Source organism: Mycobacterium sp. MUNTM1 (assembly GCF_054660795.1).
The window spans coordinates 48,182-73,643 of sequence record NZ_BAAGDE010000004.1 but is presented as its reverse complement, the minus strand read 5'-3'; the positions used below and the strand labels follow the sequence as shown (position 1 = coordinate 73,643).

Sequence of the window (25,462 nt, the reverse complement as noted above, 5' to 3'; positions counted from 1 at the left end):
GCCTGACCGCCTTCGGGCACGACACCTGGTGGTTGGTGCTCGGCAAGGCGCTGGCGATCTTCGTGTTCCTCATGCTGAACGTGCTCGTCGCGATCCTGCTGGAACGCAAGATTCTCGGCTGGATGCAGCTGCGGCCCGGTCCCAACCGGGCGGGGCCGTGGGGTGTCCTGCAGAGCCTGGCCGACGGAATCAAGTTGGCGCTCAAGGAAACCATCACCCCGGGTGGGGTCGACAAGTTCGTCTACTTCGCCGCGCCGGTCATCTCCACGATTCCGGCGTTCACCGCCTTCGCGTTCATCCCGTTCGGTCCGGTGGTGTCGGTGTTCGGCCACCGCACACCGCTGCAGCTGACCGACCTGCCGGTCGCCGTGCTGTTCATCCTGGGGCTGTCGGCGATCGGCGTGTACGGAATCGTGCTGGGCGGTTGGGCTTCCGGGTCCACCTACCCGCTGCTGGGCGGGGTGCGCTCCACCGCCCAGGTCATCTCCTACGAGGTGGCGATGGGGCTGTCGTTCGCCGCGGTGTTCCTCTACGCCGGCACCATGTCGACCTCGCAGATCGTCGCCGCGCAGGACCGGGTCTGGTACGTGTTCCTGCTGCTGCCGTCGTTCGTCATCTACCTCATCTCGATGGTCGGTGAAACCAACCGGGCGCCTTTCGATTTGCCCGAGGCCGAGGGTGAGCTGGTCGCCGGATTCCACACCGAGTACTCGTCGCTGAAGTTCGCGATGTTCATGCTGGCCGAGTACGTCAACATGATGACGGTCTCCTCTCTGGCCACCGTCCTGTTCTTCGGCGGCTGGCACGCGCCGTGGCCGCTGAACATGTGGGCCGGCGCCAACACCGGCTGGTGGCCGGTGCTCTGGTTCACCGCGAAGATGTGGACCTTCCTGTTCGTGTACTTCTGGCTGCGGGCGTCGCTGCCCCGGCTGCGCTACGACCAGTTCATGGGGCTGGGCTGGAAGCTGCTGATTCCGGCTTCTCTGGTCTGGGTGCTGATCGCCGCCGTCGTTCGCACGCTGCAGAACCAGGGCTATCAGCACTGGACCCCGATCCTGGTGATCAGCAGCGTCGTGTTCGCCACCGCGCTCGTGCTGTTGCTGCGAAAGCCGTTCAGCGCGCCGGGCATTCGCGCGCTGGAGAAACAGCTGCGCCGCGAGGCGAAGAAGCTGCCGACCGCACTCGACGCCGGACCCGTATTCCCGACACCGCCGCTGCCAACGAAGGCCCAGAAATCTTTGGCCGCGGCGAGCAAGGAGAAAGCACGTGGCTAAATTCTTGGACGCCGTAGCCGGATTCGGCGTGACGTTCGGATCGATGTTCAAAAGGAATGTCACCGAGGAGTATCCGGAAAAGCCGGGCCCCGTGATGCCGCGCTACCACGGCCGCCACCAGCTGAACCGCTACCCGGACGGTCTGGAGAAGTGCATCGGCTGCGAATTGTGCGCCTGGGCGTGCCCGGCCGATGCGATCTATGTCGAGGGCGCCGACAACACCGAGGAACTCAGGTATTCGCCCGGGGAACGCTACGGCCGCGTCTACCAGATCAACTATTTGCGCTGCATCGGTTGCGGCCTGTGCATCGAGGCGTGCCCCACCCGAGCGCTGACGATGACCAACGACTACGAGATGGCCGACGACAACCGCGCGGACCTGATCTACGAGAAGGATCGCCTATTGGCGCCGCTGCTGCAGGACATGCTCGCGCCGCCGCACCCCAGAACCGAAGGCGCCACCGACAAGGACTACTACCAAGGCAATGTGACCGCACACGGGTTGCGGCAGACCCAGCAGGCCGGAGACTCCCGGTGACCGGATTGGCCGGCCACGCCGTCGTCGTGGCGTCAAGTTTTGCGCAGGACACCATCGTCCGCACCTCCACCGGCGAAGCGGTCGCGTTCTGGGTGCTGGGCGTGCTGGCCGTGATCGGCGCGATCGGGGTGGTCACCGCCGTCAATGCCGTCTACTCGGCGATGTTCCTGGCGATGACCATGATCATCCTGGCGGTCTTCTACATGATCCAGGACGCCCTGTTTCTGGGTGTGGTGCAGGTCGTGGTCTACACCGGCGCGGTGATGATGCTGTTCTTGTTCGTGCTGATGCTCATCGGCGTGGACTCCGCGGAGTCGCTCAAGGAGACGCTGCGCGGTCAGCGCATTGCCGGAGTGGCCGCCGGGATCGGGTTCGGCATCCTGCTCATCGCCGCCATCGGCAACGTGACCACCGGCGGCTTCGCGGGACTGACCACCGCCAACGCCAACGGCAACGTGGAAGGGCTGGCGGCGCTGATCTTTTCGCGGTACCTGTGGGCGTTCGAACTCACCAGCGCGCTGCTGATCACCGCGGCCGTCGGCGCGATGGTGCTGGCCCACCGCGAGCGTTTCGAGCGCCGCAAGACGCAGCGCGAGCTTTCGCAGGAACGGTTCCGGTCCGGCGGGCACCCCACCCCGATGCCCAGTCCCGGTGTGTACGCACGCCACAACGCCGTCGACGTGGCGGCGTTGCTGCCGGACGGCTCGTACTCGAAGCTCTCGGTCTCGCCGATGCTGCAAAGCCGCGGCGCCGACGGCAAGAAGACGCCGTCGACGTCGCCCGAGCCGAGCCCGACTCTCTCCCAAGGTGGTACGTCGTGAATCCGGCCAATTATCTGTACCTTTCGGCACTGCTGTTCACCATCGGGGCCTCCGGTGTGTTGTTGCGCCGCAACGCCATCGTCATGTTCATGTGTGTCGAGCTGATGCTCAACGCGGTCAACCTCGCGTTCGTCACGTTCGCACGGATGCACGGCCACCTGGACGGGCAGATGATCGCGTTCTTCACGATGGTGGTCGCCGCCTGCGAGGTGGTCATCGGGCTGGCCATCATCATGACCATCTTCCGCACCCGCAAATCGGCGTCCGTCGACGACGCGAACCTACTCAAAGGCTGAAGACGCCAACATGACTCAATACACTGCGCTGCTGGTCGCGCTGCCCTTGGCGGGCGCCGCAATCCTGCTGTTCGGCGGGCGACGCACCTACCGGTGGGGGCATTGGCTGGGCTGCGCCACAGCCCTCGCGGCGTTCGGGGTGGGCCTGAGCCTGCTCTCGGAGCTGCTCGGCCGCGCGGCCGACGACCGCGTCATCCACCAGAGGGTGTTCAGCTGGATCCCGGTCGGCCAGCTCCAGGTCGACCTCGGGCTGCAAATCGACCAACTGTCGGTGTGTTTCGTGCTGCTGATCTCCGGCGTCGGGTCGCTGATCCACATCTATTCGGTCGCCTACATGGCCGAAGACCCGGACCGCCGCAGGTTTTTCGGCTACCTCAATCTGTTCCTGGCGTCGATGCTGCTGCTGGTCGTCGCCGACAACTACGTGGTGCTCTACGTCGGCTGGGAGGGTGTCGGCCTGGCGTCCTACCTGCTGATCGGGTTCTGGTACCACAAGCCCACGGCGGCCACCGCGGCCAAGAAGGCGTTCGTGATGAACCGGGTCGGCGACGCCGGGCTGGCACTGGGAATGTTCTCGATGTTCAGCACTTTCGGCACCCTGTCGTACGCCGGGGTGTTCGCCGGCGCGCCCGCCGCCGGGCACGGTGCGCTGACCGCCATGGGATTGCTGTTACTGCTGGGCGCCTGCGCCAAGTCCGCCCAGGTCCCGCTGCAGGCATGGCTGGGTGACGCCATGGAGGGCCCCACCCCGGTGTCCGCGCTGATCCACGCCGCCACCATGGTGACGGCCGGCGTGTATCTGATCGTGCGATCGAATCCGTTGTACAACCTGTCCCCCGACGCCCGGCTGGCCGTGGTCATCGTGGGCGCGGTCACGTTGTTGCTCGGGGCGTTCATCGGCTGCGCCAAGGACGACATCAAGCGGGCGCTGGCGGCGTCGACGATGAGCCAGATCGGCTACATGGTGCTGGCGGCGGGCCTCGGCCCGGCCGGCTACGCCTTCGCGATCATGCATCTGCTCACCCACGGCTTCTTCAAGGCCGGGTTGTTCCTCGGCTCCGGCGCGGTGATTCACGCGATGCACGAAGAACAGGACATGCGCCGCTACGGCGGTTTGCGTGCGGCGCTGCCCATCACGTTCGTCACCTTCGGTCTGGGTTACCTCGCGATCATCGGCGTGCCGCCCTTCGCGGGCTACTTCTCCAAGGACGCCATCATCGAGGCGGCGCTGGCCTCGGGTGGCATCCGGGGCTACCTGCTGGGTGGCGCCGCGCTGCTGGGCGCCGGCGTCACCGCCTTCTACATGACGCGGGTGATGCTGATGACGTTCTTTGGCAAGAAGCGCTGGGGCCCCGGCGCCCACCCGCACGAGGCACCCGCCCTGATGACGTGGCCGATGATTCTGCTCGCCGTCGGCTCGGTGTTCTCCGGTGGCCTGCTGGCGGTAGGCGGCACCCTGCAAAGCTGGCTCGAACCCGTCGTCGGAAAGCACGAGGAAGCCACCCGCGCGTTCCCTGTCTGGGTCAGCTCCGCGCTGGCGCTGGGTGTCGTGGTCATCGGCATCGCGGTGGCCTACCGGTTGTACGCGAAGGCTCCGATCCCCCGGGTGGCTCCGCTGTCCGTGTCGGCGCTGACGACGGCGGTGCGTAAGGACTTCTACGGCGACGCCTTCAACGAAGAGGTCTTCATGCGCCCGGGCGCGCAGCTGACCCAGGCGCTCGTCGACGTCGACAACGCGGGTGTCGACGGCTCGGTCAACGCGCTTGCGGCGCTGGTGAGTTCGACGTCAAACCGGCTGCGGGGGCTGCAAACCGGCTTCGCCCGCAACTACGCGCTGTCGATGCTCACGGGCGCGGTCCTGGTGATCGCGCTGATCCTGGCGGTGAGGCTGTGGTGATTCGCGGCGGCGAGATGCGGTCCCAAGCGATGAAAAGGAGCGGCGCTGGTGAATAGCGTTCCATGGCTGAGCGTGCTGTGGCTGGTGCCGCTGGCCGGCTCCGTGCTGATCATTGTGATGCCGCCCGGGCTCCGCCAGCTCGCCAAGTGGACCGGCCTGGTCTTCGGCGTCGCCACCCTGGCGGTGGCGGTCGTCGTCACCCTCGGGTTCAAGACCGGCGGCGCGCCTTACCAATTCGTCGAAAGCCACCAGTGGATCCCGGCGTTCGGCGCCGGCTACACCCTCGGCGTCGACGGCATCGCGGTGGTGCTGGTGCTGCTGACCGCGGTGTTGATTCCGGTGCTGCAGGTGGCCGGCTGGAACGACGGGGATGCTGACGACCCGCTGTGCCCGGCTTCGCCGCGCTTGCGATCGTCAGGTGGGGGCGAGGGCACCCGGAGCGTCCACGCCTACATCGCCCTGACGCTCGCCATCGAATCCATGGTGCTGATCTCGGTCGTCGCCCTTGACGTGCTGCTGTTCTACGTCTTCTTCGAGGCCATGCTCATCCCGATGTACTTCCTGATCGGGGGTTTCGGCGGCGGGCCTGGCAGGTCGCGCGCGGCCGTGAAGTTCTTGTTGTACAACCTGTTCGGCGGTCTGATCATGCTCGCCGCGGTGATCGGCCTGTATGTGGTGACCTCGGAGCACGGTTCGGGCACCTTCGACTTCCGCGAGATCGTCGCCGGCGTCGCCTCGGGCCGCTACGGCGCCGACTCGGCGGTGTTCAAGGCGCTGTTCGGAGGCTTCATGTTCGCGTTCGCGATCAAGGCCCCGCTCTGGCCGTTCCACCGCTGGCTGCCCGACGCCGCCGTCGAGGCCACCCCGGCGACCGCGGTGCTGATGATGGCGGTCATGGACAAGGTCGGCACCTTCGGCATGCTGCGCTACTGCTTGCAGCTGTTCCCCGGCGCCTCAACGTATTTCCGCCCGCTGATCGTCGTGCTGGCGGTCATCGGGGTGGTCTACGGCGCGATCGTTGCCATCGGCCAGACCGACATCATGCGGCTGATCGCCTACACCTCGATCTCGCACTTCGGGTTCATCATCCTGGGCATCTTCGTGATGACCAGTCAGGGGCAGAGCGGGTCGACGCTGTACATGCTCAACCACGGGCTGTCCACCGCCGCGGTATTCCTGATCGCCGGATTCCTGATATCGCGGCACGGCAGCCGGTCGATCGCCGACTACGGCGGCGTGCAGAAGGTGGCGCCCATACTGGCCGGCACCTTCCTGGTTTCGGCCATGGCCACGCTGTCGCTGCCGGGGCTGGCGCCGTTCATCAGCGAATTCCTGGTCCTGCTGGGCACTTTCAACCGGTACTGGCTGGCCGCCGCGTTCGGGGTCACCGCGTTGGTGCTCTCGGCGGTCTACATGTTGTGGCTGTACCAGAGGGTGATGACCGGGCCGGTGCTCACCGGCAACGAGAAGATCGGGGATCTGCGCGCACGCGAATTGATCGTCGTCGCACCGCTGGTCGCGCTGCTGCTGGTGCTCGGCATTTATCCAAAGCCGGTGCTCGACATCATCAATCCCGCCGTCGAGAACACCATGACCACCATCGGCCAGCATGACCCCAAGCCGACCGTCCCGGTGGGAACACCCAGACCGGCCGACCTACACCGGACCGCCGAAGGACCGCGATGACCCTCCCTACCCCGAGCATCCAGTACTTCCTGCTGAGCCCGACGCTCATCGTGTTCGGCGTCGCGGTGGTGTGTGTCCTCGCAGAGGCATTCCTGCCCAGGCGAATTCGCTACACCGCACAGGTGACGCTCTCGCTTGGCGGATTGATCGCGGCGTTCGTCGCGGTCGTCGCCGTGAGCCGCTCGATCCAAAGCTCGGGCCGCGTCGCGGTGTTAGGCGCCATGGCCATCGACCGCCCGACGCTGTATCTGCAGGGCACCGTGCTGCTGGTCGCGGTGATGGCGGTCGTGTTCATCGCCGAACGCACGCAGGCCAGGGCGGACAACAGGGTGTCCGTGGGAGTCGGCACGGCCGGCTCGGGCGGCCTGGACTCCTTTACGCCGCAGGCATCGGCGGTGCCCGACAGCGACGCCGAGCGCGAGGCCGAGCGGGCCGGGGCCGCCCAGACGGAGTTGTTCCCGCTGGCGCTGCTGTCGGTCGGCGGCATGATGGTCTTTCCCGCGTCCAATGACCTGTTGACCATGTTCGTCGCGCTGGAAGTGTTGTCGCTGCCGCTGTACCTGATGTGCGGCCTGGCTCGTCACCGCCGCCTGCTCTCCCAGGAAGCGGCGATGAAGTACTTTCTGCTGGGCGCATTTTCGTCGGCATTCTTCCTGTACGGTGTCGCCCTGCTCTACGGCGCGACCGGCACGCTGCTGCTGACCGGTATCCGCGATGCGCTTGCCGCGCGGGGGGACACCTCGATGGCGCTGGTCGGGGTCGCGCTGCTGTCGGTCGGCCTGCTGTTCAAGGTCGGCGCCGTTCCGTTCCACTCGTGGATTCCGGATGTGTACCAGGGCGCGCCCACCCCCATCACCGGGTTCATGGCGGCGGCCACCAAGGTTGCGGCTTTCGGTGCGCTGCTTCGTGTTATCTACGTGGCCCTGCCGCCGCTGCACGATCAGTGGCGCCCGGTGCTGTGGACCATCTCCATCCTGACCATGGCGGTCGGCACCATCACCGCGGTGAATCAGACCGACGTCAAACGCATGCTGGCCTACTCGTCGGTCGCCCACGTCGGGTTCATCCTCACCGGCGTCATCGCGGACAACCACACGGGCCTGTCCGCCACGCTGTTCTATCTGCTGGCCTACAGCTTCAGCACCGTCGGCGCGTTCGCCATCGTCGGCCTGATCCGCGACCCCGACGGGGTCGAGGACGCGACGCTCTCCCACTGGGCGGGGCTGGGTCAGCGCTCACCCATTGTGGGCGTGATGTTTTCGATGTTCTTGTTGGCGTTCGCCGGTATCCCCCTAACGAGTGGATTCGTCAGCAAGCTCGCCGTCTTCAAGGCCGCCGCCCAGGGCGGCGCCGCGCCGCTGGTGATCGTCGGTGTGGTCGCCAGTGGGGTCGCCGCCTACTTCTACGTGCGGGTGATCGTGTCGATGTTCTTCACCGAGGCGACCGAGGACACCCCGCTGGTGGTGGCGCCGGGCATCTTGAGCAAGGCCGCCATCGCGGCGTGTGCCGCGGTCACCGTCGTGCTCGGCATCTTCCCGCAGCCGCTGCTCGATCTCGCCGACCAGGCCGCCCAGCTGCTGCACTGAGGAAGCCTGCCGAATTCGCAGAACCGTGTTTCTCGCTGACGGCTGCAAGCGCTCGCCTGCTACCCAGTTCTGCGCGCGAGGTCGTCGCGCGCAGACTTTGCCTGTTCGGGCGTCAACAGCGGATTCGAATAGAGGTCGACCAAGGTGGCCGCGACCCGCAGATCGCCCTCCGCGGTGTTGATGTCCACGCCCAAGCAGCGCGATATGTGATCGTGGAGCAACGGCACCGCAAGAGCCATTGCGGTGATGAGCGTGGCACGCGACTTGGCGTCGACATCTGCGGGCTCGGCACGATGTTCATCGGCAGAGGCAAGCCATTCCTCGGTCATCGACACCAGTGCGTCGAACAGTTCACCGGCGCCGCCCTCCACCAGGGCGCGGGTGATGTATTCCTGGTATTGCCCAAGAGGAATACGGGCTGAAACGTAGTGCACGTCACCGCGTTTGGCGTTGTCCTGCACCTGGGCGTTCAGGTCGCGCATGGTTTTGACGAGGTAGTCGTCGCACGCTTGACGAAGCTCCTGCTTGGAACCGAAGTGGTGCCGCAGCAGCCCGGACGACACCCCCGCCGCCGCGGCAATGCTGCGGATAGTCGCCCGTTCGTATCCCTTTTCGCCGAACTCGCGCAGCGCTGCATGCCTAATACGGGCGCGGGCAGTGAGATCGTCGGGATCCGTCGTGGTCATCGCCACAGACTACACGATTGGACGATAAACTACACATCTGTATAGTCGAGGACAACCGGTTTTCAAGGAGGCACGGATATGGGTTTTGACACAAGCGCCATCACCACCGAGGAAGAGACCGCATTTTTGACTTTGAAGGCCCGCGCGATCAACAACGGATGGGCACGCCCCATCCTGCCCGACCCAGGTGCCGCCGATGCCGTGAAAAAGATCGACTACGACTTCGACGGCCTAGGACTCGTGACGCCCGTGGTTTGTCAAACATCCTTGCGCGCAAAACTTCTCGACGACCGTGTGCGTGCATTCACCGCCCAATACGCCGATGCCGTGGTGGTCGATCTGGGCGCTGGGCTAGACGACGGGTACGCCCGTGTCGATCCGCCGGACACCGTCGACTGGTACAGCGTCGAGCTGCCCGGGCTGGCTGCCCTGCGCGACAAAGTGATGCCACCGGGTCCTCACGAACACACCATCGGAATCTCCGTGACCGACCCTGACTGGATATCGGAGATCCCGGCGAACCGCCCCGCCATCGTCGTCGCCGACGGATTGTTCCCCTTCCTCGACAAGGAGCAGATCATCGCGGTGATGCGCGCGATCACCGACCACTTCCCCGCCGGACAACTGGCGTTCAACGACTACGGACGCATGGTGATCGGCGTGTGGATCTCAAAGCTCTTCCCGCAGCAGATGTTCAAGAAGGTAAACCAGCTCCGTGCGTTCGAGGGTTACAACGACCCCCACACGCCGGAACGCTGGAACCCCAAACTCAAGCTGGTTGAGGAGACCAGCCTGACGAGTGTGCCCGAGGTGGACCTATTTCCGACGTGGTTGCGAATCTCGACACGGATGGCGGGGTGGAGCAAGTCGACCGCACGGTCCGCGCGCATCCTGAGATTCAGCTTTTAGTACCTCCGGAGTGCACCAGTGCCCCTGCGTTTCCTCCGGCGCCGGTGGTCAGCCCATGAACGGCCGGATGGCCAGCAAGTAGATCACCAATGCTCCCACCGGGGCCACCAACGGCAACCACGGCAGCTGCAAGGGAAACGACGTCGCAACCAGTCCGGCGCACGTAAACCCCACGGCGCCAACGGCCGTCGGCCAGCTGTCCAGCACCACCGGGGCCGCCGCGCCGACCGCGTGTCGGCACACCAGGTAGGCGGCGGCGCACAGTCCGGACAGCGCGACGAAGATCAGCGGCGGGTCGGTCAGCGTCACGGTGATCGCCGCCAGCAGCACGGCGACCGTTGCGGCGCGCCGGAGTACGGTGCCCACCGCGACCGCGATCAGCCCCGCCACCCAGGCGGCCACCGCGGGGCCCCGCCAACCGTCGGCCGCCAGCCCCACCATCAGCAGGCCGAAACACGTCGCGAATGCCGGCGCCCACACCCGCGCCGGCGCCGCCGTACCGGCGCTACCCACGCAGCCTCCCCCGCACCCGCCGGCGGCGATCCGGCAACACCCCCATCGACTGCTCCAGGCCGCTGTCGCCCCGCCACGACACGATGTCGACGCCGATGGTGGCCATGTCGCGGTACATCGCGGAGCGCTGCAGCGCCCACATCCGATCCACCAAGGGATCCTGTTCGTCTTCGAACGGCGAACTGTCCAGGATGTCGACCGCCAGCACGACATGACCGCGCTTGCGCAGATTGATGAGGGCCAAGGCGAATTCGGTGTCGAGCAGGGTGGAGAACGCGATGACGATCGCGCCGGCGGGAACCGCCGCGCGCGGCGCCAGCGTGCCCGTGGTGTGTTCGAATCGGTCGCCGGCGTTCAGGACGGTGTCGAGCACCCGATAGAACTGGCGCTGCCCGATGTCCGCACCCAGCCAGCGCGGGTGGTTGCCCCCGAGAGCGACGATGCCGGCCCTATCGCCATGGCGCAACGCGGTTTGCACCACCTGCGCGGCCCCGCGCACGACCCGCTCGGTGGCCTCGGTCGCCGGACCCGCGGGCTGGCGATACCCGTCGATCAAGACGACGACGTCGGCGGCGCGGTCGGTCAACCGCTGCGTCACATGCAGTTGGCCGCGGCGCGCGCTCACCGGCCAATTCACCGCGCGCAGTTGGTCGCCGGGCACGTAGGGGCGGATGTCGGCGTATTCCACCCCGGGCCCGATATGGCGGGTCAGGTGGGCGCCCAACCGGTCGAGCAGTTCGGTCTGCGGGATGGGCGTCGGCTGCGGCGGCGTCAACGGAAACACGATGACCTCGGCGGCCCCGACGGTGGCCGTTCCGGTGAGCAGCCCGCCGCGGGCGACGACGTCGACGCGGGCACCGATGGCATACCGGCCCCAGCGCCGCGCGGTCGCCGTGATGGTCTTCTCCTGGCCCGCATCGGATTCGGGGATCTCGAGGTCCATGCCCGCGATATCCGGAATGGTGACCTGGACGGCCGAAACCCCTTCTTGCGTCGCCCATACCCTGACATGTGCCTCTTCGGTTTCGAAGCAACGCTGCGCGTCAGGCTCGCCGTGCACATGGACCGTCGGGACGGGCCGCTGCCAGCTGATCGAGCACAACACGCCGAGCAGTGGGGCGGCGAAGGCGATCAGCTGCCACCGGGCGCCGATCACGGCGGCGGCCATCGCGAACCCCGCGCAGGTGGCGATCGCCCGCGTCAATCCCGATGCACGCCAGCGGAATTCGGCTGTAACGCTCGACGTCACGCCGGGCTCATCCGGTGTCTCCGGCGCCGGCGCCGGTGCGCGGCACCGGCAGGCGGTGCAGCAACTCTGCGATCACGTCGGCGCCTTGGATCTTTCGCACCCACATTTCCGGTCGCAAGGTGATTCGGTGCGAGACCGCCGCGATGGCGAGCGCCTTCACATCCTCGGGGATGACGTAGTCGCGGCTGAGCAGCAACGCGCGGGCGCGGGCGAGTTGCACCAGATCGAGTTCGGCGCGCGGGCTGGCGCCCACCGCCACCTGGGGATGGTGTCGTGTCGCATTGGCCAGCGACACCACGTAGTGCAGGACGTCTTCGTGCACCGTCACCTGCTCGACCGATTCGCGCATGGCCAGCAGGTCGTGCGCGTCCACCACCTGGTTGACCGCCGGTTCGGCCGAGCCGCGCTCGAGACGGCGGCGCAGCATCGAGGTCTCATCCTGCTCGCTGAGATACCGCAATTCCAGCCGGATCGCGAATCGATCGAGTTGCGCCTCGGGCAGCGGATACGTGCCCTCGTACTCGATCGGATTGTCGGTGGCCAGGACGATGAAAGGCTTTGGCAGCTGGTGCGTTTCGCCGTCGATGCTGACCTGGCCTTCGGCCATCGCCTCCAGCAGCGCCGCCTGGGTTTTCGGCGGCGTGCGATTGATTTCGTCGGCCAGCAGCAAGTTGGTGAAGATGGGGCCGGGCCGGAACGCGAAGCGGCCGGACTGCATGTCGTAGATCGTCGAGCCGAGCAGGTCGGCCGGCAACAGATCGGGCGTGAACTGGACCCGGGTGAATTGCAGCCCCAGCGCGGCGGCAAAGGATCTCGCGATGAGCGTCTTGCCCAGGCCGGGCAGGTCTTCGATCAGGATGTGGCCGCGTGCAAGGACCGTGGTGAGGATAAGCCGCAGCGCGGAGCGCTTTCCCACCACCACGCGTTCTATTTCGTCGAGAATCGCTTCGCAGTGTGCGGTCGTGGTTGCGGCCGGCAGCGTCATGTTGGGATCGCGCCTCCTGTCATACCTGCTCGAGTTTCAGCAGAATCTCTTCCAGCGCCGCACGACCCGGACCGGGTTCGCGGTCGCCGTGGCGCATGACGTTGTTGGGGTTGACCCATTCCCACAGTTCCGCGCCGAAGAGCATGCGCCCGGTCGCGTGAAAGGCGGCGGGGTCTTTGGATTGTCTTTGGCCGGTTGTCATCTCGTAGCGACGCGCGAGCATTGGGCGCAGATGCCGGTCCCAGTCGGCCCGGGTGGCCTCCGACCACCGGATCGTCGTCTCGGTGGTGGAAAGCCAGCGGCGCAACGAATCCCCGAGTTCGTCGGCGCCCGTCTCCGCGTCCGCATCGAACCCGTGCGCCAGGGCTCGGCGAAGGCTGAGCAACACCACGGCCAGTCCGACACCGGCGGCCGCCAGCACCCACCGTCGATCGTGCTGCGTCAGGGCCAGCAGTTCTATGCCGATGATGAGGCAAACACCCAGGGACATAGTCTTTTTCATGCGGCGCTCCGGGAGCCCAGCTCGTCGAGGACCAGCCGAAGCACGCCCACCGCGATGTCGCGGTGGCCCTCGTTCATCACGTGGGGGCTGAAGCGCGCCTCGGCGAACAGGTTCACCAATTGGACGGCGTTGTCGGCGTGCAGCGCATGGTGTTCGACCGCGCGGGCCAACACTTCGGTCGGGGTGTCGAACTCCTGGGGAACCGCGCCGGGAACCTGTGCGAGTTCGCGTTCCATCGCGGCATAGCAGGCGATGATCGCCTCTCGGGGTTCGCGGCTCAGGTCTGTCATCTCGGCCAGCCCACGTTCCGCGGCTCGCGCCAGCGACTCCGAGCGCGGCGCGGGCGCCGGGGATTGCGCCGGCTCGTCGGCGTCGCCGGGAGTCGGCGGACGCCAGCGCCGCCGTGCCGAGGCGACCGTCCCGGCGACGAACATCACCAACATGGCGACGGTGCAGGCCAGCAGGACCCCGAGCAGGTTCTGGGAGCCGTCGCGAGGACGATGCGGGTGCTGCTGCGGCGGCGGCTGGGCGGGCGGGTGCGTGGACGCCGCCGCGCCGCCATCGGGCGGTGCCGGGGCGGGAGCTACGCCGTGGCCCGAAAGCCGGGCCAGCAGCATCGCGATGAGCAGCCAGGCCGCGATCACGGCGATCCCGATCAACAACACGCGCCAGCTCGGTCGCCCCCTACCGGTGCCGAGCATTTCGGACAGGCCACCCGCCGTCGGCGCGGGAGCGCGGGGGTCGCGCAACCGCGCGACCACTGCGACGGCGATCAGCGCCAGCGCCACCGCGAGAATCGCTACGACGAACGTCAGCGCCGCCCGTCCGCCCGACTCGCTGCGCATCGCATCGTGGCGAGCGGGGAGGTAGCCGCGCAGGGCGGCAGCGACCACGAGCAGCAGAATGATCAGGGCAACTACTCGCCCTGTTGGCTTGTCCATACCAGGCATTGGCACACCACTCGATTGGTTGTTGCGGCACTGGCTTTTCTCATACTTGCACGTCAGGCCACCCTAGGGCCAGGACCGCCGATCCTGGTTACCCACAGTCGGCAGTTCATCCACAACTCGCCGATGCCCACTTGAAACCGAACATTCGTTCTATAGCGTGGGCTGGGTGGGCACTTTCATGCGCGCCGAACGGGCGCGGGAGCGCATCTGCTCCGCACTCGACGCGATCGATGCGGCCCATGAGGTACTACGTCAGACCCCGTCGGAGATGGTCGGCAACGCCTGTCGGGTTGACCTCGCCGAACGCCTGGAAGTCCAGGACCGCATCAATCGGGGCCTGATGTATCGCGCTTTCGGTGACCCGCCTCATGCCGAATGACCTCGCCGAAGTTGCGGCGCCAGTCGTCGGCCCTCGCTCACCCCCATCACGTCACCACAACCGAATATCTGGGACTCGTTGAACAGCCGCGGCCGTGGGACACTCAGCGGGTGCCGCCCTATCGCGACGTCGGCGCATTCAACGACCGCGCGACCGGCTATGACGCCGGCTGGCGTGGCCGGCTGCATCACACGATCTCCGACCGTACCGCCGAACTGGCCGTGCGGACGGTGCCGTCCGCCGACGCCATCCTCGATGTGGGTTGTGGCACCGGTTATTTGCTGCACGTGCTGGCCGACAGCTACCCGGACGCGAAGCGGCTGGCCGGGATCGACGCCGCACCGCAGATGGTCGAGGTCGCGCGATCGTTCGCGCGCGACGACCGGTTGGCCTTCACGCACGGGGTCGCGGAGCAGCTCGGCTACCCCGACCACACCTTCGACCTGATCGTGAGCACAACGTCTTTCGACCACTGGTCCGATCAGCAAGCGGGCCTGATCGAGTGCGCTCGAGTGCTGCGACCCGGCGGGCGGCTGGTGCTGGTCGATCAGCTGTCGCGGTGGCTGGTGCCAACGCTGGCCGGTAGCCGGCGCAGCAAAGCCCGCACCCCGGGCCGCGCCGACCGTCTGCTGACGCAGGCGGGATTTCGGTCCCTGCAATGGCACAGGGTGCACGCCGTGATCATCAACGCGGTGACGGCGACCGCGCCGGTCTAGTCCACCACGAAGGGCCGGAAGCTGCCGTCGAGAACCTGAAGGTGACCGATGGTGCGCCCGGTGACCTTGGTTGGATCGGCCAGGACCAACTCGACTGCGGCGCGGGCGAATTCGTCCGCCGATGCGGTCTCATCAAAGTTGCGGGCATAGTACGAGAGCCCGGGCGTGAGAATGGCTTTGGACGGCGACAGCGCATTGACCGCGATGTTGTGGTCGGTGAGATCGTAGGCCGCGCACTGGGTCAGGTGCTCGAGCGCGGCCTTGGATCCGCCGTAGCCGGGCAGCACCCCGCCGCCGCGCTCGGCGTACGGGCCATCGCCCGGCAGTCGCGACGCGACCGAGGTGATGTTGATGATCGAGCCGCCACCGGCCTCGATCATGTCGGGGCACACCATCTGCATCAGTTCGTACGCCGCGAACACCGCAATATCGAAATGCCGGCGATACGCGTGCAGCGGCGTGCTGACGAACCCCGGCCAGCCGGGTTTGGCCGCACCCGCTTGCTTGGCGGCGCCCGTTTTGGCGCCGGCGGCACCCGCCGCTTTACCGCCACCCTTGGCGGCGTGGTCGCCCGGTTGCGCACCGAGCGTCGGCGGCCGCCCCGGAGCGGTGAATGCGGCATTGTTGATCAGAATCCCGATGGGGCCCAATGCCTCTCGCGCCGAATCCACCAGCCGGGCGATCTGATCGCGGTCGGTCAGGTCGGCGCGCACCGCAACGGCACGCCCGCCCACCGCCTCGATGTCGGCGACCGTCTCGCCGATGGTCCCGGGCAACCGGTCGTCCCACACTTCTTCGGTACGCCCGGCAACCGCCACCGCCGCGCCCTCGGCCGCCAATGCCAGCGCGATCGCGCGGCCCAGGCCGCGGCTGGCGCCGGTGACGATCGCAGCCCGGCCCGCAAGCCGCCCCGTCATCGCCGCACCCCATGCACGACGATGGCCGTGGTCTGCTCCACCCACGCATCGTCGAGCTCTTCTTCCGGACGCAGCAGCATCCGCAGCATCGTCGCTCCCCCAATCAACTCGATCAAGCGGTCCGGATCGACATCGGGATGGGCTTCGCCGCGGTCGACCGCCTCGCGCAGCCGCACCCGCACCGCCGTGAACAGGTCCACGAACCGCGCCATCACCCGCGCATTGAGCGCCGGATCGGCAGTCATGTCGGCGACCAGACCGGGCAGCGCGGCACGCACCACCGGGGTGGTGAACACATCGCGGGTGGCCTCGATCATCATCCGCATGTCCGCGGCGATGTCCCCGGCCGGCGACTCCAGCGCGGTCGGCGCGGTCGGGAAGGCCGCCTCATGCACCAGCTCGGCCTTGCTCGACCACCGCCGGTACAACGCCGATTTCGTGGTGCCGGCGCGCTCGGCAACCGCCGCCAAACTGATGTTGGAATAGCCCGTTTGGACAAGCAGTTCCGCGGTCGCCGATAGGATCGCGGAGTCGATACGCGGATCGCGCGGGCGGCCGGCGCCGGAGGCCTTGTCAAGGCCGGACGGGTCTGCTTTCATAACGCTACCTACCGTATCGTAATTGCCTCAACGAAGGAGGCACCTTATGGCAACAGAACCCGCGGTCGACAACGTCGACCGGCTCCAGCGCTCCAGCCGTGACGTGACGACGTTGCCGACGGTGATGTCACGCTGGCTCTCCACCGTACTGCCGGACGCCGCAAAACCCGAGGTGACCGTGGAGAGCGGCGTTGACTCGACGGGCATGTCGTCGGAAACCATCATCCTGACCGCACGCTGGCAACAGGACGGCGAGCCGATTGAGCAGAAACTGGTGACCCGGGTTGCGCCGGCCGCCGAGGACGTGCAGGTCTTCCCGACCTACCGGCTCGACCACCAATTCGACGTCATCCGCAAAGTCGCCGAGCTGACCGATGTGCCCGTGCCCCGGGTGCGCTGGCTGGAGAACACCGGCGACGTTCTGGGCACACCGTTCTTCGTGATGGACTACGTCGCCGGTGAGGTGCCACCCGACGTCATGCCGTACACGTTCGGCGGCAACTGGTTCGCCGACGCGCCCGCCGAGCGGCAACGCGAACTGCAGGACGCCACCGTCGCAGTGCTGGCCACTTTGCACTCGATTCCCAACGCGCAGAACACCTTTGGTTTCCTCACCGAGGGACAGCACGGGGACACCGCGCTGCGCAAGCACTTCAACTGGGTGCGGTCCTGGTATGACTTCGCGGTGCCCGACATCGGGCGGTCGCCGCTGCTGGAGCGCACTTTCGACTGGCTGGAAGCCAACTGGCCGGCCGAGGCGGCCGCCGCCGAGCCGGTGCTGCTGTGGGGCGACGCCCGGATCGGCAACGTGCTGTACAACGACTTCCGTCCGGTGGCGGTGCTGGACTGGGAAATGGTGACATTGGGGCCGCGCGAGCTCGACGTGGCGTGGATGATATTCGCGCACATGGTCTTTCAAGAACTCGCGGGCCTGGCGACCCTGCCAGGACTGCCCGGGGTGATGCGCGAGGAGGATGTGCGGGCCACCTATGCGCGGCTGGCCGGCGTCGAAGTCGGTGACCTGCACTGGTTTTACGTGTACTCGGGCGTGATGTGGGCCTGCGTCTTCATGCGCACCGGCGCCCGTCGGGTGCACTTCGGCGAGACCGAAAAGCCCGACGATGTCGAATCGCTGTTCTACCACGCCGGATTGATGCGGCGCCTTATCGGAGAAAGTCTTATCGGAGAGGACCAGTAATGCTCGGACCGCTCGACGAGTTCCCGGTACATCAGATTCCCCAACCGATCGCGTGGCCGGGCTCCTCGGACCGCAACTTCTACGACCGCTCCTACTTCAACGCCCACGACCGCACCGGGAACATCTTTGTGATCAGCGGCATCGGGTACTACCCCAACCTCGGGGTCAAGGATGCGTTCCTGCTCGTCCGGCGCGGCGACACCCAGACCGCCGTGCACGTCTCGGACGCCATCGACCAGGATCGGCTCAACCAGCACGTCAACGGCTATCGCGTCGAGGTCATCGAACCGCTGCGCCAGCTGCGGATCGTCCTCGACGAAACTGAAGGCATCGCAGCCGATCTCACCTGGAAAGGGCTGTTCGACGTCGTCCAGGAACAGCCGCACATCCTGCGGGCGGGTAACCGGGTGACGCTGGACGCACAGCGTTTTGCGCAGCTGGGCAGCTGGAGCGGACATCTCGTCATCGACGGCGAGGAGATCACCGTCGATCCCAACACCTGGCTGGGCAGCCGCGACCGGTCGTGGGGAATCCGTCCGATCGGCGAGGCCGAGCCCGCGGGACGCCCCGCCGACCCGCCCTTCGAGGGCATGTGGTGGCTGTACGTGCCCATGGCCTTCGACGATTTCGCGATCGTGATGATCATCCAGGAGGAGCCCGACGGGTTCCGCTCGCTCAACGACTGCTCCCGGATCTGGCGCGACGGCCGCGTCGAGCAGTTGGGCTGGCCGCGGGTCAAGATCCACTACCGCTCCGGCACCCGCATACCGACCGGCGCGACGATCGACGCCACCTCCCCCGACGGCACGCCGGTGCGCTTCGACGTCGAGTCCAAGCTGCCGGTGCCCATTCACGTCGGCGGCGGCTACGGCGGCGACTCCGACTGGATCCACGGCATGTGGAAGGGCGAGAAGTTCGCCGAGCGCCTGACCTACGACATGACCGACCCCGCCATCATCGGCCGGGCGGGGTTCGGTGTGATCGACCATGTCGGCCGCGCGCTCTGCCGCGACGGCGACGGCGAGCCGGTCGAGGGCTGGGGCCTCTACGAGCACGGCGCGCTGGGCCGGCACGACCCGTCCGGGTTCAAGGACTGGCTGACGATCGCGCCGTAGTTCAGCGGCGGTACCTCGCGCCGGGGTGGTCGGCCGGCAGCAGCGCGCCGACGGCGCCCAGCCTTTCGCGCAACGTCGAGCGCGGCGGCTCCTTGGGCACGCGTCCCCGCCGACGCAGCTCGGGCGCAACGAATTTCGCGAAATCGACAAAGGTGCCCGGGGTCGTCACGTAGGCCAGGTTGAACCCGTCGACGTCGGCCTCGTCGACCCACCGTTCGAGTTCGTCGGCCACCTCGGGCGGCGAGCCCACCAGCACCGGGCCGCGGCCGCCGATGCCGATCTCGTCGGCCAACTCCCGCACGGTCCAGGCCCGCTCGGGCGCCGCGGTGGTGAACGACGCCAGCGCCGAGCGGTTGGCGTCGGTCTCGACGTACGTCAGCGGTTCGTCGGGGGGGGCCACCGGCCCGGGGGCCCCCGGGGAGCCCCCCCACAAGGGGAGCGCCGCCCCGGGGGGTGCGCACCCCCCCGGAGGCCGCCCCGATGCGACGGCCTCGTCGTGCGTCTCGCCGACCACCGGGGTCACCATGGTGAACACCTTGATGGAACGGGGGTCGCGGCCCAACTCGGCGGCGGCCGCGCGCAGCGCCCGCACCGGACCGGACACGATCCGCGGCGTCGGCCCCGAGACGAAGACCGCCTCAGCGTGCGCCGCCGCGAACCGGACCCCCCGCGGTGACGCCCCGGCCTGGAACAGCACCGGGGTGCGTTGCGGCGACGGCTCGCACAGGAACGGGCCGGGCACCGCGAAGTAGCGGCCCTTGTGCTCGATGTCGTGCACCTTGGCCGGGTCGGTGAACACGCCGCGCTCCGCGTCGCGCACCACGGCGTCGGCCTCCCACGAGCCCTCCCACAGCTTGTAGCAGACCTCGAGGTACTCGTCGGCGATTTCGTAACGCTGGTCGTGCGGGATCTGGGCGTCCAGCCCCAAATTCCTTGCGGCACTGTCTAAATAGGACGTGACGATATTCCATGCCACCCGGCCTCCGGTCAGGTGGTCCAACGTCGAGAGCCTGCGTGCCAGCGCGTACGGCTGCTCGTAGGTCAGCGACAACGTGATCCCGAAGCCGAGGCTCTCGGTGACCGCCGCCATCGCCGAGACCGCGGCGGTCGGATCGTTGACCGGGAACTGGGCGGCGTCGGCGACCGCCGCGTCGCGCGACGCCCCGTACACGTCGTACACCCCGAGCACGTCGGCGAGGAACAGCGCGTCGAACCCGCCGGCCTCCAGGATGCGGGCCAACTCGGTCCAGTAGCCCAGTTCCCGGTAGCGATGGCCCTGGTCGTCGGGGTGGCGCCACAGCCCCGCGGACTGATGCCCGACGCAAGCCATGTCGAAGGCGTTGAGAAAGATCCTGCGTGGTGCGCTCATCCGAGGTACTCCTCACGCGTCTCGTCCGCCGCGTACGCGGCGACGGCGGTGATCGCCGCCAGCACCGCGAAGTAGCCCACGATCAGCCACGGCCGGCCGCCACCGACCACCAATAACGAGGCGGCGATCAACGGCGCGAACCCGCCCGAGAGCACCGCGCCGATCTGATAGCCGAGCGAGGCGCCGCTGTAGCGCACCCGGGTGTCGAAGAGTTCGGCAAACCAGGCCGCCTGGGGACCGTACATGGCGTCATGAACGATGTTGATGCCGAACACGATTGACAGCACCACCCACAGCGCCGACCCGCTGCCGGCGGCCACGAAGAACAACACCAGGGCAACGACTCCGGCCACCGCACCGAACAGATACAGTGGCCGCCGCCCCACCCTGTCCGACAACAGCGCCCAGCCCGGTGTGCTGAGGAAACCGAGGGCCGACGAGACCAGCACCGCGATCAAACCCACGGAGCTGCCCTTGCCGAACGAATCCTGCAGATAGGTAAGCGAATACGTCGTCAGCAACACGAAAAGCCCGATCTGCGAGAGCCGCAACCCGGTGGTGATCGCAACGTTGCGCGAATCGGTGCGCAGCACTTCGACTATCGGCAGCCGGGCCAGCTCGCCGCGCGCCTTGACCCGGTCGAAGATTTCGGCGTCGGTCAGCCTTAGCCGGACGAACAGGCCAATTCCGACCAGAAAAACGCTGAGCAGGAACGGGATTCGCCAGCCGTAGGCCAGGAAGGCGGTGGGCCCGGTGGCCCTGCGCGCGAGAAAGAACACCGAGGTCGCCAGCAGCATGCCGGCGGGTGAGCCCAGCTGCGTGAAGCTGCCGAACAATCCGCGACGATCAGGCGGCGCGTGCTCCACCGAGAGCACCGCGGCGCCACCCCATTCGGCGCCCACGGCGAGACCCTGCAGCACGCGCAGCGACGCCAGCAGGGTGGGCGCCAGCAGCCCTGCCTCGGCGTAGGTCGGCAGCACTCCGATCGCGGTGGTGACCAACCCCATCACCACCAACGCGCCCACCAGAACCGTTTTGCGGCCCAACCGGTCGCCGAAGTGCCCGGATAGCACCGCGCCCAGCGGCCGGGCGCCGAATCCAGCGGCATAGGTGGCGAACGACGCCAATGTCCCCGCGGTCGGTGAGATGTTCGGGAAGAAAAGCGGTTTGAAGACCAGCGCCGACGCGGTCGCGTACAGGTAGAAGTCATACCACTCGATGGTGGTGCCGATCATGCTGCCCAGGGCCACTGTTCGCAGGTCGGGCTTGGTGCCGGCGACCGGCGCCGCACTGGCCGTACTGGTGGCAGAAGTTACGGGAAGCACGTGGTGGCAGCGTAATTAACAGCGTCACGTCGGCATATGTTTGCCATCGCGGTGATGCGAAACGGCGGGCGATCCGGCAGTCAGCTTGGAGAAACCGCCGTGAAAACCGCAGAAATGCGGTTCACTAGACCGCGTGTCAAAACCCCCCCAGATTGTCGACGTTGTCGTGGTCGGTGCGGGCTTTGCCGGACTCGCCGCGGCGCGTGAGCTGTACCAACAAGGCCACGACGTGGTGGTTTTCGAGGGTCGTGACCGCGTCGGGGGACGGTCGCTGACCGGCAGCGTCGCCGGATTGCCGGCCGATCTGGGCGGCACTTTCGTCGGGCCGACCCAGGACGCGGTCCTGGCGATGGCCGCCGAACTCGACGTCCCCACCACCCCGACGCACCACGACGGCAAGAACCTCATCCATTGGCGCGGATGGACGCACGCGTATCACGGCACCATCCCCAAGCTTTCGCTGACCGGGCTGCTGGACATCGGTCGGCTGCGGTGGCAGTTCGACAGGATCGCGCGCAGCATCCCGCTCGCGGCGCCGTGGGACGCCCGGCGGGCGCGCGAGCTCGACGGCCTGTCGCTGGGCGGCTGGTTGCGCTCGGTGCGCGCGACCGCTTCCTCGCACGACCTGCTGGCGATCGTGGCGCGGGTGACCTGGGGGTGCGAACCCGACGACGTGTCGATGCTGCACGCCGCCCGCTACGCGCACGCGGCGGGCGGCCTGGACCGGCTGCTCGACGTCCAGGACGGTGCCCAGCAGGACCGCTTCCCGGGTGGCACCCAACAGATCGCCGAGGCCGCGGCCGCCGAACTGGGCACCCGGGTGGTGCTCAACGCGCCGGTGCGCCGAATCGAGCGCCACGGCGCGGGCGTCACCGTCACGAGCGATGTCGGCGAGACCGAGGCGGGGTTCGTCATCGTCGCCATCCCGCCCGCCCATCGCGCCTCGATCGAGTTCACACCCCCGCTGCCCGCCGAGTACGAGCAACTCGCCCGGCATTGGCCGCAGGGCCGGCTCAGCAAGGCGTACGCGGCCTACTCCACGCCTTTCTGGCGGACCAATGGTTTCTCCGGGCAGGCGCTGTCCGACGAAGGCCCGGTGTTCATCACCTTCGACGTCAGTCCGCACCCGGACGGTCCCGGCATCCTGATGGGTTTCGTCGACGCCCGCGCGTTCGACTCGCTACCCAGCGACCAGCGTCGCCGCGACGCGTTGCGTTGCTTCGCAACGCTTTTCGGTGATGACGCGCTCAAACCCCTGGACTATGTCGATCATCGGTGGGGGGTGGAGGAATTCGCGCCCGGCGGCCCGACCGCGGCGGTGCCGCCCGGGTCCTGGACCCGGTTCGGGCCGTGGTTGCGCGAACCGGTCGGACCGATTCACTGGGCCGGCACCGAGACCGCCGACGAGTGGACCGGGTTCCTCGACGGGGCGATCCGCTCCGGGCAGCGCGCGGCCGCCGAGATCACCGCCCTGCTATGAACTGATCCGCCGGGTGGCGGCGTTGTGTACCGCCATCTCGGCGAGCGCGCGCAACTGGCGATTCACCTCGCGCGGTTGTTCCAGCATCGAGCAGTGCCCGCCGGGCAGCTCGACCAGCTCGATCAGGTTGGGTGCGGTGCGCGCGATCCTGCGCGACTGGCTGATCGGGGTCAGCCGGTCGCGTTCGCTGCCGATCACCAGCGTCGGCACGGTCAGGCCGTCCAGGTTGAGATACCGCGACCCCAGCGACGTGACCAGCGCCCTCGCGCAGCCGGCCCGCCCCGCCGGTGATGTCTTCTCGAAGAGCTCATAAACGAGCCTGGCGATGCCCGGATCGGCGTCTCGTCCGGTGGCCAGCATCGCCACCACGTACTGGCTCGGGATGCGGGCGGCACCGGGGACCGGAAAGCCACCGAACGCGTTGATCAGAGCGCGGCCGGCCAGAACTCGGGCGGGCGACAACCCGTACGGCACCGGCAGCAGTTGCACCTGTCCGATCAGGTCTCCGGTGGTGGTGTTGAGCAGCGCGACGGCGTCGGCGCGCCGGGGAACCTTGTGGCGGTAGCGCTCAGACCACGCGGCGATGGTGATGCCGCCCATCGAGTGACCGGCGATCACAGCCCGCTCGTGTGGCGCCAGGGTCGCGTCGAGCACCGAATCCAGATCGGAGGCAAGGTGTTTGAGACTGTAGGCCTTGGGACGCGGCACGCCGCTTCGGCCGTGGCCGCGATGATCGAAGGCGATCACCCGGTAGTCGTTGGACAGGTCGGCGATCTGGTAGGCCCACGCCCGGATGGCGCAGGTGATGCCGTGCGTCAAGACGATCGGATAACCGTCGGCAGGCCCGAACACCTCGACGTGCAGCCGGGTGCCGTCTGCCGCCCGGACCGACACCGTCTCGCTCGGCGGCAACTGGTCGGGGAACGGGTCAACCGGGCGAGCCGATCGTCGAGCACTCATCACCGCTCCCCCCTCGAACGCGGCCCCGTTGCCGCAGCTAAGGATCAGACGATTTTATCCCTAAGTTCGGTTCGCTTTTACCGAAATCCGGCAAACGATTCTTATGAGACGCTTAGACACGTGTCTGGGTTGTCGCGTCGGGCATTCTTCGCGGCCGCGACCGGGGTGGCCGGCGGTGGGCTGACGGCCGCCTGCGCGCCCAACCCACCGACTCGCTCGGGCGGTGGCGCGTCCGACCGGCCCGCGCCGCCGGACACCACGTCGGTCCTTGTCGTCGGCGCCGGGATGGCGGGCCTGTCGGCCGCCCGCAGCCTTGCCGAGGCCGGACGGCCGGTTCGCGTCATCGAAGCCCGCGGCCGCATCGGCGGCAGGGTGTGTACCGACCGTGACTGGGGCACGCCCCTGGAGATGGGTGCGTCGTGGATTCACGGCATGGCGGGCAACCCGGTCACCGAGCTGGCCCGGCGGGCAGGAGCGCAGCTGGTCAGCACCGACTACTACGGATGGGCCAAGCTCGCGGTGGATCCAGCCGTGGCGCCGCTGGATTACCGCAGCGCGACCTGGCGATCGTTTGTCGAGCGGGCGCGCGGTCAGGCCGGTGCGGGGAGTCTGGGCGCCGCCGTACAAGCCGCCGCCGACAGCGCACGGCTGTCCGCGGCCGATCGCACGCAACTGGCGTTCTACCTCACCACCGAGATCGAGGACGAGTACGGCGCCGACGCGAACCAGCTCTCGGTTGGCGGCTTTGACAAGGGTGACTACGCCGGCGGCGACCAAGGCGTCATCACGAACGGTTATGACGCCCTGCCGAAATCGCTCGCCGGCGGACTCACGATCGAGCTCAACTCGCCCGTCACCGCGATCGTCCAGCGCGACGATACCGTGATCGCGCGGACCAAGGACAGATCGTTTCAGGGGCCCGCCGCGATCGTGACGGTCCCCCTCGGCGTGCTGAAATCCGGTGCGATCGCCTTCGATCCGCCACTGCCCGCTGGCCATGCCCGGGCCGTGCAGGCGCTGGGCTTCGGGGTGTTGTCCAAGAGCTTCTTTCGCTTCGATCAACGAACGTGGAAGGCGGACAACGCTTTCTATCAGCACATCGGTCCCCAAGGTGGGCTGTGGTCGCAATGGTTCACCTTGCCGGATGCCGCCGGTCCCATCGTCGTGGCCTTTCACGGCGGCGGGCGCGGACGGTTCGTGGAATCGTGTGCGACAAAGGATCTGCTGGCCGGCGCGCTGCCGGTGGCCCGCCGGCTTTTCGGTGACAACGTGGCGCTGACGGACGTGCGAACGTCGAACTGGACCCTCGACCCGTACGCGCTCGGCGCGTATTCGTTTCACCCGCCCGGCTCCGGCCTGGACGACCGGCGCCGACTGCAGCAACCGATCGGCGACCGGCTTTACCTGGCGGGTGAGGCTGTGGGCGTCGACAATCCGTCCACGGTGACGGGGGCGTTGGCCAGCGGCCGCTACGCCGCGAACCAGTTGCTGCACAAGCTGAATGGGTGACCG

The 25,462-nt window shown here is 67.6% G+C and carries 25 protein-coding genes; 14 read left to right on the top strand and 11 right to left on the bottom strand.

Annotated elements, in window-relative coordinates:
* The first annotated feature begins 2 nt into the window (after positions 1–2).
* From nuoH to nuoN, 7 genes are read left to right on the top strand one after another with little or no spacing between them, the layout of a single operon-like run.
* Positions 3–1,274 carry an NADH-quinone oxidoreductase subunit NuoH gene (nuoH, locus tag ACYQ8K_RS03645; RefSeq protein ID WP_459967107.1) on the top strand — a complete coding sequence of 424 codons (1,272 nt, stop codon included), beginning with the start codon at positions 3–5 and terminating at the stop codon, positions 1,272–1,274.
* The gene (gene nuoI, locus ACYQ8K_RS03640; protein ID WP_076052567.1) at positions 1,267–1,812 is read left to right on the top strand and encodes an NADH-quinone oxidoreductase subunit NuoI; all 546 of its coding nucleotides are present in this window, start codon (positions 1,267–1,269) and stop codon (positions 1,810–1,812) included. The genes nuoH and nuoI overlap by 8 nt, the downstream gene beginning before the upstream one ends.
* A 26-nt stretch (positions 1,813–1,838) precedes the next feature.
* Positions 1,839–2,633, top strand: a complete 795-nt coding sequence (locus ACYQ8K_RS03635) for an NADH-quinone oxidoreductase subunit J (RefSeq protein WP_459967106.1) — start codon at positions 1,839–1,841, stop codon at positions 2,631–2,633.
* Positions 2,630–2,929 (top strand): NADH-quinone oxidoreductase subunit NuoK, encoded by a 300-nt coding sequence (nuoK, locus tag ACYQ8K_RS03630; RefSeq protein WP_007772892.1) that lies wholly within the window; start codon positions 2,630–2,632, stop codon positions 2,927–2,929. The genes ACYQ8K_RS03635 and nuoK overlap by 4 nt, the downstream gene beginning before the upstream one ends.
* 10 nt (positions 2,930–2,939) lie before the next feature.
* Complete coding sequence (gene nuoL / locus ACYQ8K_RS03625; RefSeq protein ID WP_459967081.1) at positions 2,940–4,826, top strand: NADH-quinone oxidoreductase subunit L; 1,887 nt, start codon at positions 2,940–2,942, stop codon at positions 4,824–4,826.
* Positions 4,827–4,874: 48 nt separating this feature from the next.
* Positions 4,875–6,512: an NADH-quinone oxidoreductase subunit M gene (locus ACYQ8K_RS03620; RefSeq protein WP_459967079.1), complete on the top strand. Its 1,638-nt coding sequence runs from the start codon at positions 4,875–4,877 to the stop codon at positions 6,510–6,512.
* Entirely contained in the window at positions 6,509–8,098 is a 1,590-nt protein-coding gene (gene nuoN, locus ACYQ8K_RS03615; protein ID WP_459967078.1) for an NADH-quinone oxidoreductase subunit NuoN, read from the top strand. The genes ACYQ8K_RS03620 and nuoN overlap by 4 nt, the downstream gene beginning before the upstream one ends.
* A gap of 59 nt (positions 8,099–8,157) precedes the next feature.
* Here nuoN and ACYQ8K_RS03610 read toward each other — a convergent pair whose 3' ends face one another.
* Positions 8,158–8,784 carry a TetR/AcrR family transcriptional regulator gene (locus ACYQ8K_RS03610; RefSeq protein WP_459967077.1) on the bottom strand — a complete coding sequence of 209 codons (627 nt, stop codon included), beginning with the start codon at positions 8,782–8,784 and terminating at the stop codon, positions 8,158–8,160.
* Between the two features lie 78 nt (positions 8,785–8,862).
* Here ACYQ8K_RS03610 and ACYQ8K_RS03605 point away from each other — a divergent pair, with 78 nt between their 5' ends.
* Positions 8,863–9,693 carry a class I SAM-dependent methyltransferase gene (locus tag ACYQ8K_RS03605; protein ID WP_459967076.1) on the top strand — a complete coding sequence of 277 codons (831 nt, stop codon included), beginning with the start codon at positions 8,863–8,865 and terminating at the stop codon, positions 9,691–9,693.
* A 48-nt stretch (positions 9,694–9,741) separates the two neighbouring features.
* Here ACYQ8K_RS03605 and ACYQ8K_RS03600 read toward each other — a convergent pair whose 3' ends face one another.
* From ACYQ8K_RS03600 to ACYQ8K_RS03580, 5 genes are all read right to left on the bottom strand, one after another.
* Positions 9,742–10,134, bottom strand: a complete 393-nt coding sequence (locus ACYQ8K_RS03600; RefSeq protein ID WP_459967104.1) for a hypothetical protein — start codon at positions 10,132–10,134, stop codon at positions 9,742–9,744.
* Between the two features lie 64 nt (positions 10,135–10,198).
* Positions 10,199–11,374, bottom strand: coding sequence for a DUF58 domain-containing protein (locus ACYQ8K_RS03595; RefSeq protein WP_459967103.1), 1,176 nt, complete (start codon positions 11,372–11,374; stop codon positions 10,199–10,201).
* An 88-nt stretch (positions 11,375–11,462) separates the two neighbouring features.
* A complete protein-coding gene (locus ACYQ8K_RS03590; protein WP_459967074.1) occupies positions 11,463–12,440 on the bottom strand; it encodes an AAA family ATPase in 978 nt (325 codons plus the stop codon).
* A gap of 19 nt (positions 12,441–12,459) precedes the next feature.
* Positions 12,460–12,942 (bottom strand): hypothetical protein, encoded by a 483-nt coding sequence (locus ACYQ8K_RS03585; protein WP_459967073.1) that lies wholly within the window; start codon positions 12,940–12,942, stop codon positions 12,460–12,462.
* Positions 12,939–13,892 carry a DUF4129 domain-containing protein gene (locus tag ACYQ8K_RS03580; RefSeq protein WP_459967071.1) on the bottom strand — a complete coding sequence of 318 codons (954 nt, stop codon included), beginning with the start codon at positions 13,890–13,892 and terminating at the stop codon, positions 12,939–12,941. Before ACYQ8K_RS03580 ends, ACYQ8K_RS03585 begins: the two co-directional genes overlap by 4 nt.
* Positions 13,893–14,058: 166 nt before the next feature.
* Between ACYQ8K_RS03580 and ACYQ8K_RS03575 the strand changes: the two genes are divergently transcribed.
* Positions 14,059–14,271, top strand: a complete 213-nt coding sequence (locus tag ACYQ8K_RS03575) for a hypothetical protein (protein WP_459967069.1) — start codon at positions 14,059–14,061, stop codon at positions 14,269–14,271.
* Positions 14,268–14,987 (top strand): class I SAM-dependent methyltransferase, encoded by a 720-nt coding sequence (locus tag ACYQ8K_RS03570; RefSeq protein ID WP_459967068.1) that lies wholly within the window; start codon positions 14,268–14,270, stop codon positions 14,985–14,987. The genes ACYQ8K_RS03575 and ACYQ8K_RS03570 overlap by 4 nt, the downstream gene beginning before the upstream one ends.
* On the opposite strand, the gene ACYQ8K_RS03565 is transcribed toward ACYQ8K_RS03570, so the two are convergent.
* Positions 14,984–15,904, bottom strand: a complete 921-nt coding sequence (locus ACYQ8K_RS03565) for an SDR family NAD(P)-dependent oxidoreductase (protein WP_459967067.1) — start codon at positions 15,902–15,904, stop codon at positions 14,984–14,986. The two genes, ACYQ8K_RS03570 and ACYQ8K_RS03565, sit on opposite strands and share 4 nt — an antisense overlap.
* On the bottom strand, positions 15,901–16,503 hold the full coding sequence (locus ACYQ8K_RS03560) for a TetR/AcrR family transcriptional regulator (protein WP_007772914.1): 603 nt from the start codon (positions 16,501–16,503) through the stop codon (positions 15,901–15,903). Before ACYQ8K_RS03560 ends, ACYQ8K_RS03565 begins: the two co-directional genes overlap by 4 nt.
* 46 nt (positions 16,504–16,549) lie before the next feature.
* On the opposite strand from ACYQ8K_RS03560, the gene ACYQ8K_RS03555 reads away from it, so the two are divergent.
* Both ACYQ8K_RS03555 and ACYQ8K_RS03550 read left to right on the top strand, forming a co-directional pair.
* Positions 16,550–17,701 (top strand): phosphotransferase family protein, encoded by a 1,152-nt coding sequence (locus tag ACYQ8K_RS03555; protein WP_459967065.1) that lies wholly within the window; start codon positions 16,550–16,552, stop codon positions 17,699–17,701.
* On the top strand, positions 17,701–18,816 hold the full coding sequence (locus ACYQ8K_RS03550) for a hypothetical protein (RefSeq protein WP_459967064.1): 1,116 nt from the start codon (positions 17,701–17,703) through the stop codon (positions 18,814–18,816). The genes ACYQ8K_RS03555 and ACYQ8K_RS03550 overlap by 1 nt, the downstream gene beginning before the upstream one ends.
* A 1-nt stretch (position 18,817) precedes the next feature.
* On the opposite strand, the gene ACYQ8K_RS03545 is transcribed toward ACYQ8K_RS03550, so the two are convergent.
* Positions 18,818–20,185 (bottom strand): LLM class flavin-dependent oxidoreductase, encoded by a 1,368-nt coding sequence (locus tag ACYQ8K_RS03545; RefSeq protein ID WP_459967063.1) that lies wholly within the window; start codon positions 20,183–20,185, stop codon positions 18,818–18,820.
* Positions 20,182–21,420 carry an MFS transporter gene (locus ACYQ8K_RS03540; protein ID WP_459967101.1) on the bottom strand — a complete coding sequence of 413 codons (1,239 nt, stop codon included), beginning with the start codon at positions 21,418–21,420 and terminating at the stop codon, positions 20,182–20,184. Before ACYQ8K_RS03540 ends, ACYQ8K_RS03545 begins: the two co-directional genes overlap by 4 nt.
* 223 nt (positions 21,421–21,643) lie before the next feature.
* On the opposite strand from ACYQ8K_RS03540, the gene ACYQ8K_RS03535 reads away from it, so the two are divergent.
* A complete protein-coding gene (locus ACYQ8K_RS03535; protein WP_459967062.1) occupies positions 21,644–22,990 on the top strand; it encodes a flavin monoamine oxidase family protein in 1,347 nt (448 codons plus the stop codon).
* On the opposite strand, the gene ACYQ8K_RS03530 is transcribed toward ACYQ8K_RS03535, so the two are convergent.
* The gene (locus tag ACYQ8K_RS03530) at positions 22,985–23,950 is read right to left on the bottom strand and encodes an alpha/beta fold hydrolase (protein WP_459967061.1); all 966 of its coding nucleotides are present in this window, start codon (positions 23,948–23,950) and stop codon (positions 22,985–22,987) included. The genes ACYQ8K_RS03535 and ACYQ8K_RS03530 overlap by 6 nt on opposite strands.
* Positions 23,951–24,070: 120 nt before the next feature.
* On the opposite strand from ACYQ8K_RS03530, the gene ACYQ8K_RS03525 reads away from it, so the two are divergent.
* Positions 24,071–25,459, top strand: coding sequence for a flavin monoamine oxidase family protein (locus ACYQ8K_RS03525; RefSeq protein ID WP_459967059.1), 1,389 nt, complete (start codon positions 24,071–24,073; stop codon positions 25,457–25,459).
* The last annotated feature ends 3 nt before the right edge of the window (positions 25,460–25,462 follow it).

Coding starts and splice junctions, on each gene's coding strand:
- ACYQ8K_RS03595 (WP_459967103.1), bottom strand. CDS start 11,374: ATGGCCGCCGCCGTGATCGGCGCCCGGTGGCAGCTGATCGCCTTCGCC.
- ACYQ8K_RS03605 (WP_459967076.1), top strand. CDS start 8,863: ATGGGTTTTGACACAAGCGCCATCACCACCGAGGAAGAGACCGCATTT.
- ACYQ8K_RS03590 (WP_459967074.1), bottom strand. CDS start 12,440: ATGACGCTGCCGGCCGCAACCACGACCGCACACTGCGAAGCGATTCTC.
- ACYQ8K_RS03570 (WP_459967068.1), top strand. CDS start 14,268: ATGACCTCGCCGAAGTTGCGGCGCCAGTCGTCGGCCCTCGCTCACCCC.
- nuoL (WP_459967081.1), top strand. CDS start 2,940: ATGACTCAATACACTGCGCTGCTGGTCGCGCTGCCCTTGGCGGGCGCC.
- nuoN (WP_459967078.1), top strand. CDS start 6,509: ATGACCCTCCCTACCCCGAGCATCCAGTACTTCCTGCTGAGCCCGACG.
- ACYQ8K_RS03540 (WP_459967101.1), bottom strand. CDS start 21,420: ATGATCGGCACCACCATCGAGTGGTATGACTTCTACCTGTACGCGACC.
- ACYQ8K_RS03560 (WP_007772914.1), bottom strand. CDS start 16,503: ATGAAAGCAGACCCGTCCGGCCTTGACAAGGCCTCCGGCGCCGGCCGC.
- ACYQ8K_RS03585 (WP_459967073.1), bottom strand. CDS start 12,942: ATGAAAAAGACTATGTCCCTGGGTGTTTGCCTCATCATCGGCATAGAA.
- ACYQ8K_RS03530 (WP_459967061.1), bottom strand. CDS start 23,950: ATGAGTGCTCGACGATCGGCTCGCCCGGTTGACCCGTTCCCCGACCAG.
- ACYQ8K_RS03580 (WP_459967071.1), bottom strand. CDS start 13,892: ATGCCTGGTATGGACAAGCCAACAGGGCGAGTAGTTGCCCTGATCATT.
- ACYQ8K_RS03610 (WP_459967077.1), bottom strand. CDS start 8,784: ATGACCACGACGGATCCCGACGATCTCACTGCCCGCGCCCGTATTAGG.
- ACYQ8K_RS03600 (WP_459967104.1), bottom strand. CDS start 10,134: ATGGTGGGGCTGGCGGCCGACGGTTGGCGGGGCCCCGCGGTGGCCGCC.
- ACYQ8K_RS03545 (WP_459967063.1), bottom strand. CDS start 20,185: ATGAGCGCACCACGCAGGATCTTTCTCAACGCCTTCGACATGGCTTGC.
- ACYQ8K_RS03550 (WP_459967064.1), top strand. CDS start 17,701: ATGCTCGGACCGCTCGACGAGTTCCCGGTACATCAGATTCCCCAACCG.
- ACYQ8K_RS03565 (WP_459967067.1), bottom strand. CDS start 15,904: ATGACGGGGCGGCTTGCGGGCCGGGCTGCGATCGTCACCGGCGCCAGC.
- ACYQ8K_RS03555 (WP_459967065.1), top strand. CDS start 16,550: ATGGCAACAGAACCCGCGGTCGACAACGTCGACCGGCTCCAGCGCTCC.